The organism is Streptomyces sp. ISL-98, assembly GCF_018614055.1.
Classification (GTDB): Bacteria; Actinomycetota; Actinomycetes; order Streptomycetales; family Streptomycetaceae; genus Streptomyces; species Streptomyces spiramyceticus.
In genome coordinates this window covers 1-14,738 of record NZ_JAGGPB010000006.1, presented here as the reverse complement: position 1 = coordinate 14,738, position 14,738 = coordinate 1, and the positions used below count along the sequence as shown (strand labels likewise).

Here is a 14,738-nt window from a genome sequence, read left to right as displayed (position 1 = left end):
GTGTCCGCTGACGCTTCGGCCGCGGCCGAGCTGCGCGACCTGGCCGACGCGGGTCGTCTCGTAGCGGAGTACCCGAGGGCGGGCGAGCTGGTGGCCCGGCTCTCGGGCGCGGAACTGCTGAGAGCCGGGCGGCTTCTCGCCCGGCTCGACACGGAGGAGATCTCCAAGGCCCACCCCGGAACGCCGCTCGTCACGATCGGCGTCACCGGGCACGGCACCCTCGGGGCACTGGCCCCGGCCCTGACCGCCCAGCTGGCCCGGCACGGCCTGGTGGCACGCACCGTACTGGCCGACTTCGACAACTACGTGTTCGACTTGCTCGACCCGGCCGGCAAACTGAACGCGGCACGCCCGGACCTCGTCCTGTGCGTACTGGACCCGATGATCGTGTTCGACGAAGTGCCGGTTCCCTGGCGCCCCGAGGATGTGGAACGGGCAGCGGCCGACAAGATCGCTCTGATCGAACGGCTCGCCGCTCGGTTCGCCGAGACCCCCGGCACCCTGGTGCTGAACACCATGCCGCTGCTGCGCGGCCACACCGGCCAGCTCGTGGACCACCGCTCCCGGGCCCGGCTGGGCGCGGTCTGGCGGGAGGCCAACACCCGGCTGCTCAGGCTGGCCGAGGACAACCCGTCGGTCGTCGTACTGGACCTGGATCCGATCGTCGCCCAGGGCGTGCCGGTGAGCGACGACCGCCTCAGCACCTACGCCAAGGCCCACCTGACCGACGACCTGCTCTTCGCGTACGCCGCCGAGATCGGGCACCTGGCCCGGCAGTTGACCGGACGGTCGAAGAAGTGCCTCGTGCTCGACCTCGACAACACTCTGTGGGGCGGCGTACTCGGCGACGACGGAGTGGAAGGAATCGAGGTCGGCGACGGCTACCGGGGCGAGGCGTTCCTGGCGTTCCAGCAGGTGATCCGGCAGCTCGGTTCGCAGGGCGTCCTCGTCGCCGCCGTCAGCAAGAACGAACCCGAACTGGTGACCCGGGCGCTGCGCGAGCACCCTCGCATGGCGCTGCGCGAACAGGACTTCGTCCGGATCATCGCGAACTGGCAGCCCAAGCACGACAACCTGAACCACCTCGCCGAGACCCTCGGCCTGTCCGTCGACAGTTTCGTCTTCGTCGACGACAGCGCCTTCGAACGCGAGCTCGTCCGGCGGGAGCTGCCCGGCGTCGCGGTCGTCGACGTCGACGGCGAACCGGCGTGGCACCGCCGGAGCCTGCTGCGGGACGGCTGGTTCGACGTACGGGAAGTGACGTCCGAGGACCGGGTCAGGGCGTCGAGATACCGGGACGAGACGGCGCGCAAGAGCTTCCTCGACAGTTTCGCATCGACCGACGACTACCTGCGCGAGCTGGGCGTCCACGTCCGCATCGGGCCGGTCACCGAGGCCGAGGTGCCCCGGATCTCCCAACTCACCCTGCGAACCAACCAGTTCAACCTGACGGCAGACCGCCTCCAGCCCGGCGACGTACTCGACCTCATGAAGGACCCGGCCGCGCTGGCCCTGGCCGTCCACGCCGGCGACAGGTTCGGGGATCACGGCCTGGTCGGCGCGGTCCTGGCCCGGCGGGACGGCGACCTGCTGCGCATCGACAACTTCCTGTTGAGCTGCCGGGTGTTCTCCCGGTCCATCGAGGAGGCCTGTCTGTCCTGGGTGCTGCGGCACGCCCGCGACACCGGGGCCACCTCCGTAGTCGCCCGCTACCGGCAGACCCCCAAGAACCGGCGCGTCGCCGACTTCTACCCGAGGCACGCCTTCTTCCCGGCCGGCGGCGAAGGCGACGTACTGACCTTCCGGCATCCGCTGACGGAGATCATGCCCCCGCCGCCGCACATCCGCTTCGACGAGATCCACGAAAGCGACCGACCATGAACGACCTCGAAGACTTCATCGCCCTGGTCCGGGACGAACTCGGCGTGCCGGTGGCTGTCGAGGACGCGGGACGCGCTCTGCACGACCTTCCCGGCTGGGACTCACTCCATCTGCTGCGGCTCGTCACCGTCCTGGAGGCCAGGACCGGGCGGAGCATCAACGTCATCGACCTGCTCGAGGCGCCGAGCCTGGAATTCATCTACGGCCTGGCGGCGACGGGCTGACGTCGGCCGCATCCGGCATCCCGCAGCCCGCACCCAGCAGCCGTACCGAACTTGAACGCACCGAACTCTGAGTGAGGGACTCGAATGTCTCAGGACGACCGTCGCCTGCCCCTGTCCGCGGCTCAGTACGACATCTGGCTCGCGCAGCGCATCGGAGATCCCAGCCCGGTCTACAACTCCGGTGAGTTCGTGGAGATCGACGGGCCGGTCGACGGGCCGATGTTCGAGACCGCACTGCGGCAGGCCGTCGCGGAGGCCGAAGGGCTGAACGTACGGATCCTGGAGGACGCCGACGGCCCCCATCAGGTCGCCGCGGCGCCCGAGTGGTCCCTTGCCGTCCTGGACCTGAGCTCGTCCCCGGACCCCGAGGCCGAGGCGCACGCCTGGATGCGTGACGAGCTGGCGGTCCCGGCGGATCCGACGGCCGCCCCGCTGTTCGCCTACGCGCTGTTCAAGATCTCCGACGACCGGTACTTCTGGTATCAGCGGTACAACCACGTCGTCATGGACGCCTACGGCTGGTCCGTCTTCGGACGGCGGGTCGCGGAGATCTACACCTCCCTCGTCCGGGGCACGCCCTGCGCCGAGCCGAGGTTCGGGTCGATCGGCGGTGTCCTGGACGAGCAGGAGAAATACCGGGGTTCGGCCGACGAGGACAAGGACCGCGTCTTCTGGACCGGTCGCTTCGCGGACCGGCCGAGCCCCGTGACCCTGGCCGTCGGCGGCTCGACGGGCGCCCGGTTCCGGCGGGAGACGACGTACCTCGACGCCTCCGGCGCGGAATGCGTCCGGCTGGCCGGCACGGGCGACGTGAACTGGTCGAACGTGGTCATCGCCGCGGCGGCGGCCTACTTCAGCCGGATGAGCGGCAGCGGCGACGTCGTGTTCAGCGTCGTCGTGACGGGCCGGGTCACCGCGCTCTCCGGGCGCACACCGGCCACGATGGCCAACATCGTGCCCATGCGTCTGCGGGTGGACCCGCGAGAGGACATCCTGACCCTCGCGCGACGGGTGAAGGACGAACTGCGCGGCATCGCCCGGCACCAGCGGTTCCGGGGCGAGGAACTGCGCAGGGAACTCGACTGGCCGGCCGGCGGCAAACGGCACTTCGGGCCGCTGGTCAACGTCGTCACCTTCGACCACGACCTGGACTTCGCAGGCTCGGTGGGCACGGCGCACGACGTCTCGATCCCGCCTGTCGACGACCTGATGATCACCTTACGGGGCGGTTCCGCCGACGGCCGGATCCGGATCGACTTCGACGGAGACGTTTCGTCGCCGGGCATCGACGACTTCGTGGCCCACCAGAAGGCCTTCGTGGCGTTCCTCGAAGCGGTGGCCGCCGAACCGCAGACGCGGCTGAGCCGGCTGGACGCTCTCGCGGAGGCCGGGCGGCACACGGTCCTGGAGGAGTGGAACGACACCGACGAGCAGCTTCCCGCCGCGACCCTGCCGGAGCTGTTCGGCGCTCAAGTGAAGCGGTCCCCGGACCGGTTGGCGGTCGTCGACGAGGAGACCTCGCTGACGTACGCGGAACTGGACGAGCGGTCCAACCGGGTGGCTCGCTACCTGGGCGGCCGGGGAGTCGGGCCGGAGAGCCGGGTGGCCGTCCTGATGGAGCGCTCGGTCGACCTGATGGTCGTGCTGTGGGGCGTTCTGAAGGCAGGCGCCTCCTACGTCCCGGTGGATCCGGAATACCCCGCCGACCGGATCGGCCATGTGCTGGCCGATGCGGCTCCCGTCGTGGTGATGTGCACGCGCGGTACGGCAGGGGACCCGTCATGGACGGTGTGGGACGACGAGGAGACGGCCGCGGAGGTCGCGTCGTACCCCGGTGACGCCCTCGAACCGGCTCTGGTGCCCGGCCATCCGGCGTATGTGATCTATACGTCGGGGTCGACGGGGCGTCCCAAGGGTGTGGTGGTGAGTCACGGGGCGATCGTGAACCGGCTGCTCTGGATGCAGGGCGAGTTCGCTCTGGACGCCGGGGACCGGGTTCTGCAGAAGACGCCGTCGGGGTTCGACGTATCGGTGTGGGAGCTGTTCTGGCCGTTGATCGTGGGTGCCGGTCTGGTGATGGCCAAGCCCGGTGGGCATCGTGATCCGGCGTATCTGGTGGATGTGGTGGAGCGGCGCGGTGTGACGGTGATGCATTTCGTGCCGTCGATGCTGAGTGTGTTCCTGCAGGAGGTTCAGCCGGGCGACTGCGCTGGTCTGCGTCGGGTGATCTGCAGTGGTGAGGCCTTGCCCGCCGAGGTGGTGACGGAGTTCCGGGCACGTCTGGGCGCGGATCTCTTCAACCTGTACGGGCCGACCGAAGCCGCCGTCGACGTGACCTTCTGGGACTGCCGGACACCAGCTCCCTCCGGCGTGGTGCCGATCGGCCGTCCGGTCTGGAACACCCGGACCTACGTGCTCGACGAGTTCCTGCGTCCCGTGCCCCCGGGCGTGACAGGAGAGCTCTATCTGGCGGGCGTTCAGCTGGCCCGGGGGTATGCGGGCCGGCCCGACCTGACGTCTGAGCGGTTCGTCGCCTGCCCGCTGTCCGGAGCCGGTGAGCGGATGTACCGCACCGGTGACCTGGCCAGGTGGTCGTACGAAGGTGAGCTGATCTTCGCAGGCCGTGCGGACGACCAGGTGAAGATCCGTGGCTTCCGCATCGAGCTGGGCGAGATCGAGTCGGTGCTGGCCGCCCACGAAAACGTCGCCCAGGTCGCGGTCGTCGCCCGCGAGGACCAGCCCGGGGCGAAGCGCCTGGTCGCCTACGTCGTGGCCGACGGAGTGAGCGGCGGGGCGCTGCGGGAGTTCGCGGCGCGGAGCCTGCCGGAGTACATGGTGCCCGCCGCCGTGGTGGCCCTGGACGCGCTGCCGGTGACGGTCAACGGCAAGCTGGACCGGGCCGCCCTGCCCGCCCCGGAGTTCGGCTCCGTGGGACGCGGTCCCGCGACGCCCGTGGAAGAGGTGCTCTGCGCGCTGTTCGGCGAGGTGCTCGGGCTGGAGCGGGTGGGTGCGGAGGACTCGTTCCTCGCGCTGGGCGGCGACTCGCTGCTGGCGACGCGTCTGATCGTACGGGTCCGTTCGGTCCTCGACGCCGAGATCAACATCCGGGACCTGTTCCGGGGGCCGACGGTGGCGGAACTGGCCCGGCTGGTCGACGGGTTGCAGGACGCGGGAGTACGGACGGCCCTCGTCGCGGGGGACCGGCCCGAGGTGCTGCCGCTGTCGTTCGGCCAGCAGCGCATGTGGTTCCTCAACCAGCTCGAAGAGGCCGGAGCCGGTGCGGCGTACAACGTGCCCCTCGTCCTGCGCCTTTCCGGCGACCTGGACCTGGCGGCGTTACGGGCGGCACTCGACGATGTCGCCGACCGGCACGAGAGCCTCCGTACGATCTTCCCGGAGATCGACGGCGTACCCCGGCAGCAGCTGCTGGAGGGCGCGACCGGCCGGCCGGAACTGCGCCTGCGCGCGGTCCGCGAACCCGACCTGAGGGACGCGCTGGCCGCCGCGGCGGGCCAGGGCTTCGATCTGGCCCGCGAGCTGCCGTGGCGGGTCGAACTGCTGACGCTGTCCAGCTCCGAGAACGTCCTGGTCGTGATGGCCCATCACATCGCCGTCGACGGCTGGACGATGGGCATCCTGGCCCGCGACCTGCGGACCGCCTATGGAGCCCGGCGCGCGGGCGGGACGGCCGGATGGTCGCCGCTCCCCGTCCAGTACGCCGACTACGCCCTCTGGCAGCGCGACGTACTCGGCGACGCCACGGACCCCGAGAGCCTCGTCAGCGCTCAACTCGGCTACTGGCGCGAGGCGCTGGCCGGTCTGCCGGACCAGCTGACGCTTCCGGTGGACAGGACGCGGCCCGCCGTCGCGTCGTTCCGGGGCGGATCGGCCCCTGTCGAGCTCGGCGCGGACGCGCACGCGGGCCTCGTGGAGGTGGCGAGACAGGGCTCGGCGACCATGTTCATGGTCGTGCAGGCGGCGCTGGCGATGCTGCTGGCCCGGCTGGGCGCGGGCACCGACCTGCCCGTCGGCACCGCCGTGGCGGGCCGGGGGGACAGCGCCCTGGAGGACATGGCCGGGTTCTTCGTCAACACCCTGGTGCTGCGTACGGACGCGAGCGGCGACCCCACGTTCGCCGAGCTGCTGGCCCGGGTCCGGGAGACCGACCTGGCCGCGTACGCCCATCAGGATCTGCCGTTCGAGCGGCTGGTGGAGGACCTCAATCCGGTCCGTTCGCTGTCCCGGCATCCGTTGTTCCAGATCATGCTGGTCCTGCAGAACGTCCCGCCGGCCGAATGGGATCTGCCGGGCCTGACCGTCCAGGCCCTCGACGAGCGGGCGCTGCCCGACGAGGCGATCCCCGCGCGTGTGGACCTGTCGGTCAGCCTCGCCGAACACCGCGACGACCGGGGTGCGCCCGCCGGGATCGTCGGCGACCTCCAGTACGCCGTCGACCTGTTCGACGAGCCGACAGCCACGGCACTGGCCGGCCGGCTGGTACGCGTACTGGAGCAGGTCGCGGCCGATCCGGCCCTCCGGCTCAGCGACCTCGACGTGCTGGTCGAGGGCGAGCGGACCCGGGCCCTGGTCGAATGGAACGACACCGCCCGGGAGATACCCGCCCTGACGCTGCCCGAACTCTTCGAGGCCCAGGTCGTGCGGGCTCCGGACGCCGTCGCGGTGCTCGACGACGACACCACACTGACGTACGCGGAACTGGAAGCCCGGGCGAACCAGCTGGCGCACGCTCTCATCGAACGGGGCGTGGGCCCGGACGACCTGGTCGGCGTACTGATGGAGCGGTCGGCCGATCTGGTCGCGGTCCTGCTCGGTGTACTCAAGTCGGGTGCGGCCTATGTCCCGATCGATCCCGGCTACCCGGCCGATCGGGTCGGCTTCATGCTGGCCGACACGAGCCCGGCCCTGGTGGTGTGCACCAGCAGGAGCGCGGAGGCCGCCGCGGGATTCCCCCGGCTCGTCCGGGACGACCCGTCGACCGTGGCGGAGATCGCAGCCCGGCCGGTGACCGCGCCGGGCGATGCCGACCGTGTCGTGCCGTTGCGTCCTGCCCATGCGGCGTACGTGATCTACACCTCCGGGTCGACCGGCAGGCCGAAGGGCGTGGCCGTCGCGCACCGGGGTCTGACCAACTTCGTGTCGTGGCGGGTGGAGAACTACGGCTGGGGGCCCGGCGACCGGGTCCTGCAGTTCGCCTCGGTGTCGTTCGATGTCTCCGTCGCGGAGATCTTCCCCGCGCTGGCCGGCGGTGCGACCGTGTGCGTCGCCCGGCGGGACGGCGACGCTCTTCCGGAGCTGGAGCGACTGGCCGTCAACGCGGTCACCTTCACCCCGAGCGTCCTGGAGTCACTCGTCGGAGACGACGAGCGGGCCGCGACCGTGCTGGGAAACATTGAGCACGTCGTCCTCGGCGGCGAGGAGTACGGGCCCGAGCTGGTGCGGAGGTGGGCTCCCGGGCGTTCGTTCCACAACGAGTACGGGCCGACGGAGGCCACGGTCGTCGTCACCTCGTGGGCGGCTCGGGCCACGGCGGATGCGGTGTCGCTGGGCGGTCCGGTCACCAACACCCGGGTGTACGTACTGGACGACTTCCTGCGTCCCGTTCCCCCGGGAGTGGCCGGGGATCTGTACGTCGCAGGAGCCGGGCTGGCACGCGGCTACGTCCGGCGCCCGGACCTGACGTCCCAGCGGTTCGTGGCCTGCCCCTTCTCGGACAACGGCGAGCGGATGTACCGGACGGGCGATCTTGCGCGGTGGACGCCCGACGGCGAACTGCGCTTCGTCGGCCGGGTCGACGACCAGGTGAAGATTCGCGGCTTCCGGATCGAACTCGGTGAGATCGAGGCCGTGCTGGCCGGGCACGACAGCGTCGGCCAGGTCGCGGTGATCGCCCGGGAGGACCAGCCCGGAGTCAGGCGACTCGTCGCGTACGTCGTCCCTGCCGACCGCGCCGCCGGCCCCGACGGCAGCGTGCTGCGCGAGCACGCCGCTCAGGCACTGCCCGACTACATGGTGCCTTCCGCCGTCGTCGCGCTGGAGTCCCTGCCGGTGACGGTGAACGGCAAACTGGACCGGGCCGCCCTGCCCGCACCTGCCCTGGGCGATGCGGTGGGCCGGGGCCCGGCGACTCCGCTGGAAGAAGTGCTGTGCGGGCTGTTCGGCGAGCTCCTTGGCCTGGAACGGGTCGGCGCGGACCACTCGTTCTTCGAGCTGGGCGGCGACTCGCTGCTCGCGATGCGGCTGATCGTACGGATCCGGAAGGTGCTCGGCGCCGAGATCAACATCCGGCAGCTGTTCGGCGCCTCGTCGGCCGCGGGCATCGCCAGGCTGGTGGAGAGCGACCGGAGCGCCGTCCGGGCCGGGGTGGTCGTCCGGGAACGTCCCGACCCGCTGCCGCTGTCGTTCGGCCAGCAGCGGATGTGGTTCCTGAACGGGCTGGAGGAAGCCGGGGCGGGCGCTGCCTACAACGTACCGCTGGCCCTGCGGATGACCGGTGTACTCGACGCGGTCGCACTGGAGGCGGCCCTCGGTGACGTCGCCGACCGCCACGAGACCCTGCGCACACTGTTCCCCGAGACGGGCGGTGTTCCCCGGCAGCACATCCTGGACGGACCCGAAGGCCGTCCGAAGCTGCGTCTGCGCGAGGTCGCCGAGGACGAGCTGCCCGCCGTACTCGCCGAGGCGGCGGAAACGCGCTTCGACCTGGCCCACGACCTGCCGTGGAACACGCGCCTGCTGGTCCTGTCCGGCACCGAGTCCGTACTCCTGCTGGTTGCCCATCACATCGCGGTGGACGGCTGGTCGATGGGCGTGCTCGCCCGGGACCTGCGGACCGCCTACGCGGCCCGTGTGCACGGCGGCCCTCCCGCCTGGTCGGTGCTGCCCGTCCAGTACGCCGACTACGCCCTCTGGCAGCACGAGATGCTCGGCGACCCCGCCGACCCGGACAGCCTGATCAGCGCCCAGCTCGGACACTGGCGGGACGCTCTGGCGGACCTGCCCGAGGAACTGACACTCCCGGTGGACCGGGTCCGGCCCGCGGTGCCGTCGTTCCAGGGAGGGTCGGTTCCGGTCCGGGTGGACGCGGCCACCCACGCCGCGCTGGCGGACGCCGCCCGGCAGGGCTCGGCGACCCTCTTCATGGCCGTCCAGACGGCGCTGGCGATGCTGCTCGCCCGGCTCGGCGCCGGCACCGACCTGCCGATGGGCACGGCCGTCGCGGGACGCGGCGATTCGGCACTGGAGGATCTGGCCGGGTTCTTCGTGAACACCCTGGTGCTGCGTACGGACGCGAGCGGCGACCCCACGTTCGCCGAGCTGCTGGCGCGGGTCCGGGAGACCGACCTGGCCGCGTACGCCCATCAGGACGTGCCGTTCGAGCGGCTGGTGGAGGACCTCAACCCCGCCCGGTCCCTCGCCCGGCACCCACTCTTCCAGGTCATGCTGCTTCTGCAGAACCTGCCGGCCCCCGCATGGGAACTGCCCGGACTGGCCGTCCGGGCGCAGGAGGCCGAGTCGGTGCCTGCCCGTTTCGACCTGTCCGTGACCCTCACCGAGCACCGCGACGGGCAGGGCGCCCCGGACGGCATCGTCGGAGACCTGTCCTACCCGACCGACCTGTTCGACGAGCCGACGGCCCGGGCCGTCGCCGACCGGCTCGTCCGGGTGCTGGAGCAGGTGGCGGCCGACCCCGACGTGCGGGTCGGCCGGCTCGACGTGCTCGACGACGCCGAACAGCACACCGTGGTCGAGGAGTGGAACGACACCCTCCGGCCGATACCCGACCTGACGCTGGCCCAGCTCTTCCAGGCCCAGGCGGCATGTACCCCGGACGCCGTCGCGGTGACCGGCGACGCCGTCTCCTGGACGTACGCCGAACTGAACGAGCGCGCCAACCGGGTCGCGCACTGGCTGATCGGCCGGGGCGTGCGCCCGGAGAGCCGGGTCGGCGTGGTGATGGACCGGTCGGCCGAGCTGATCGCCGTCCTGCTGGGCGTACTGAAGGCGGGCGCGGCCTACGTGCCGCTGGACGCGGGGCATCCGGGGGAGCGGCTGCGGTCGGTGGCGGCCGAGGCCGGGGTGTCGCTGGTGCTGGCCGACCGGGCGATGGACGAGCTCGATGCGATCCTGGTGGCCGGGATCCTGGCGGACGCATCGGCCCAGGGGGACGGATGGCCTTCGGCCGACCCGGACGTGCCCCTGTCCCCGGCGGCCCTCGCGTACGTGATGTACACATCGGGATCGACCGGTGTGCCCAAGGGCGTCGCGGTGACCCACCGGAACGTCGTGAGCTTCATCCTGGACCGCAGCTGGGACGGCGACCTCGCCGAGCGGGTCCTGCTCCAGGCCAACCACGCCTTCGACGCCTCGACGTACGAGATCTGGGTGCCGCTGGTGCGGGGCGGCGCGCTGGTCGTCGTGCCGCCGGGCGAGGTGGACGCGGCCGAGCGCGGCCGGTTGATCGCCTCGCACGGGGTCACCAACGTGCATGCGACGGCCGGGCTGTTCGGCGTGCTGGCCGAGGAGGCCCCGCAGATCTTCGGCGGTGTGCGCGAGGTGTCGACCGGCGGCGACGTGGTGTCGGCGTCGGCGATACGCGCGTTGCTGGAGGCGCATCCGGGGCTGACGGTCAGGTCGACGTACGGACCGACCGAGGCGACGGCGTTCACGACCCAGATCGCCTACACCGCCGCGGACGCCGTCCCGGACGGCGTCCCGATCGGTTACCCGATGGACAACAGCCGGGCGTACGTACTGGACGAGTTCCTGCGTCCGGTGGCGCCGGGAGTCATCGGGGAGTTGTACGTCGCCGGGGCGGGACTGGCCAGGGGGTACGCGGGCCGGGCCGGTCTGACGTCGGAGCGCTTTGTCGCCTGCCCGCTGTCCGGAGCCGGTGAGCGGATGTACCGGACGGGTGACCTGACGCGGTGGTCGTACGAGGGTGAGCTGATCTTCGCGGGCCGTGCGGACGACCAGGTGAAGATCCGTGGCTTCCGCATCGAGCCCGGGGAGATCGAGGCCGTGCTCGCGGGTCACCGGAGCGTGGGCCAGGTCGCGGTGATCGCCCGTGAGGATCAGCCCGGCGTGAAGCGCCTGGTCGCCTATGTCGTCCCGGCCGAAGGCGAGGTCGTCCCGGCCGAGGGCGAGGCGGACGGCGAGGCGGACCGCGTAATGGTCGGCGAAGTGGACGGCGAGGCGCTGCGTGGCTCCGTGGCAGCCGTCCTGCCGGACTACATGGTCCCCGCCGCGGTCGTGGTCCTGGAGACGCTGCCGGTGACGGCCAACGGAAAGCTCGACCGGGCCGCGCTGCCCGCCCCCGAGTTCGGCGGTCTCGAAGGGCGGGCCCCGGCGACACCGGTCGAGGCGGTCCTGTGCGGGCTGTTCGCCGAGGTCATGGGCCTGGAGCGGGTCGGCGCCGACGACTCGTTCTTCGAACTCGGCGGTGACTCGATCATGTCGATGCTGGTCGTCGCCCGAGCCCGGCGCGCAGGGGTGCAGATCACCGCCCGCCAGGTGTTCGAGCACCGGTCCCCGGCCGGGCTGGCGCGGGTGGCCGGGACGGTCGTCGCGGAACTGGCGGAGCCCCGGACGGCGAGTACCGGGCCGGTGCCCCTGACCCCCGCGATGCTCGAACTGGCCGGACGGGCGGGCTCGGTGGCGCTGACCGGGACGCTGTCCCAGTCGATGCTGATCGAGGTCCCGGCCGGGCTGGACCTGGGACGGCTGATTGCAGCGGTACGGACGCTGCTCGACCGGCACGCGCTTCTGCGCTCGCGCCTTGAGTTCGCCGAGGGAACGGGCCGGCTGGTGATCCCCGAGCAGGGCACCGGGTTGACGGCCGAGGACTGCGTGGTGCGCGCCGACACGGACGACGTGACAACCGAGGCCGAGCGCGCGGTGCGGTACCTCGACCCGTTGGCCGGCGTGATGGCGCGGGTGGTGTGGTTCGACGCCGGACGGGACGCCCCGGGCCGGCTGTTGCTGGTCGCGCATCACCTGGTGGTCGATGTCGTGTCGTGGCGGACGCTCGTACCGGATCTGGCCGCCGCATACTCGGCGCCGGACACCGGGGAACTGCCGGTCGGGACGTCGTTCCAGCGGTGGGCCGCAGCCCTGGCCGAACAGGCGGTGAGCGCCGGGCGAATGGCGGAACTGCCCGGCTGGACACGGCTGTTGGAGGGCTCGGGTGCGCCGATTGCCGACCGTGCCCTCGACCCGGCCGTCGACACCGAGGGCGGCGGGATGCGGAGGGTCGAGCTCCGGCTGCCGGTGTCGGTGACGTCGGAGCTGTTGACGCGGGTGCCCGCCGCCTTCCATGCCGGTATGGACGATGTGCTGCTGGCCGGCCTGGTGGCGGCCGTGGAGGAGTGGCGCGCAGCGAGGGGCCGTACGGTCTCGGGTGGTCTGTTGGTGGATGTCGAGGGCCATGGCCGTGTGCCGCTCTCGGAGGACATGGACCTGACGCATACGGTCGGCTGGTTCACCAGCTCGTACCCCGTGCGGCTGGACGCGGCCGACGCCGACCACGCCCAGGTGCGTGCCGGTGGCCCGGAGGCGGGTCGTCTGCTCAAGCTGGTCAAGGAGCGGGTGCGGGCGATTCCCGGTGACGGGCTCGGCTACGGGATGTTGCGTTACCTGAACCCTGAGACGGGCCCCGCCTTCGAGGGGCTGCCGTCGGCGCAGATCGGCTTCAACTACCTCGGCCGCTTCACGCCCGCCGACGACACCACCGAGGGAAGCTGGCGACCCGTCGGCGGTCTGGGCCTCGCCGGAAGGCCGGATCCTCGGATGGCCGCTTCTCACGAACTGGAGGCCGGTGGCCTGGTGGCCGACCTGCCGGACGGGCCCGAGCTGACCGTTTCCCTGGTCTGCCCGGTCGGCCTGTTCGAGGAGGAGGCGCTGCGGGAACTGACCTCCGGCTGGGTCGCGATGCTCACCGGCCTCGCGGCCCACGCGTCCGAGCCGGAAAGCGGCGGCCACACCCCGTCCGACTTCCCGCTGGTCGTGCTCGGGCAGGACGACGTCGAGGAGTTCGAGGCGGATGTCCCCGGCCTGGTCGATGTGTGGCCGTTGTCGCCGCTGCAGGAAGGCCTGCTCTTCCACGCCCGGTACGACGAGCAGATACGGGACGTCTACGTCGAGCAGACCTTCGTAGACCTGGAAGGCAGCCTGGACACGGGTGTGCTCCGGGCGTCGTGGCAGGCGTTGTTGGACCGGCATGCGAGTCTGCGGACCGGGTTCCGGCAGTCGGCCGGGATGGCGAGTCCGGTCCAGGTGGTTGTACGGGACGTGGTGCTGCCGTGGCGCGAGGTGGACCTGTCCGGTCTGTCCGACGCGGACGCCGAGGCCGAGGTCGTACGGCTGGCGAAGGGGGAGCAGGCCCGGTTCGATCTGGCGGTTCCGCCGATGCTGCGGTTGTTGCTGGTGAGGCGTGGCGGGGCGCGCTACCGGCTGTTTGTGACGCTTCATCACATAGTGCTGGATGGCTGGTCGTTGCCCGTCCTGTTCGGCGAGCTGTCGGAGATCTACGCGGCCAGGGGCGACGCGAGCGGGCTGTCGGCGGTGACGCCGTACCGGGACTACCTGGAGTGGCTGGGCCGACAGGACAAGGAAGTCGCGCGGGAGGCTTGGCGGGCCGCTCTGGCGGGGACGTCCGAGCCCACTCTCGTCGGTCCGGTCGACCGGGGCGGGGAACCGATGTCCCCCCGGACAATCAGCACTTCGGCCGATCTGGAGCTCACCGGGGCACTGCACGCGATGGCGCGCGCGAACGGGTTCACGCTGAACACGGTGATCCAGGGCGTCTGGGGCGTGCTGGTCGGGATGCTCGCGGGCCGGACCGATGTGGTGTTCGGCGCCACGGTCGCAGGCCGTCCGGCCGACCTGCCGGGCGTCGAGCGGATGCTGGGACTGCTCATGAACACCGTCCCGGTGCGGGTGCGTCTCGACCCGCGACGGACGGTTGCGGAGCTGCTGGCCGATCTTCAGGCGCGGCAGGCCGACCTGATTGCGCATCAGCACCTGGGGCTGACCGAGATCCAGCGGATCGCCGGTGCGGGCGCGACCTTCGACGCCCTGCTGGCATACGAGAACTATCCGCGCCACCCGGAGGGGCCCCTGCGGCTCGACGGTGTGACGGTGGGCGGGCTGGACGGCGAGGATGCGGCCCACTATCCGCTGTTCCTCGGCGTCATCCCCGGCGACCGGCTGGAACTGCGGCTCGACTACCGGCCCGACGTGCTGGACGAGGCGACCGTACGTGCTCTGTCGGGGCGGCTGGTGCGCCTGCTGGAGCAAGTGGCGGCCGATCCCGGGTTGCCGGTCGGTCAGCTGGAGCTGCTCGATGCGGCCGAGCGCCACACGGTGGTCGAGGAGTGGAACGACACCGGCCGGCCGATCCCCGCGACGACGCTGCCGGAGCTCTTCGGGGCCCAGGTGGCGAGGACGCCGGGTGCGGTGGCGGTGGTCGATGACGAGGGGCCGTCGCTGACGTATGCGGAGCTCGACGAGCGGGCGAACCGGGTGGCGCGTTGGCTGGTCGGTCGAGGTGTGGGGCCTGAGGGGCGGGTGGCCGTGCTGATGGAGCGGTCGGTCGACCTGATGGCCGTGCTGTGG

Annotated in this window: 3 protein-coding genes; all 3 read left to right on the top strand. The window is 71.4% G+C overall.

The annotated features are described in order from the left end of the window. Positions 1-1,881 carry an HAD-IIIC family phosphatase gene (locus J7I98_RS06940; RefSeq protein WP_308377693.1) on the top strand — a complete coding sequence of 627 codons (1,881 nt, stop codon included), beginning with the start codon at positions 1-3 and terminating at the stop codon, positions 1,879-1,881. Further along, positions 1,878-2,105: an acyl carrier protein gene (locus J7I98_RS06935; protein ID WP_214919705.1), complete on the top strand. Its 228-nt coding sequence runs from the start codon at positions 1,878-1,880 to the stop codon at positions 2,103-2,105. The genes J7I98_RS06940 and J7I98_RS06935 overlap by 4 nt, the downstream gene beginning before the upstream one ends. Positions 2,106-2,189: 84 nt before the next feature. Continuing rightward, positions 2,190-14,738: non-ribosomal peptide synthetase (locus J7I98_RS06930; RefSeq protein ID WP_214919704.1), on the top strand; the 12,549-nt coding region annotated here is incomplete at its 3' end.

Bases quoted from the DNA above. Each gene is read 5' to 3' on its own strand.
- J7I98_RS06935 (WP_214919705.1), top strand. From the start codon at position 1,878: ATGAACGACCTCGAAGACTTCATCGCCCTGGTCCGGGACGAACTCGGC.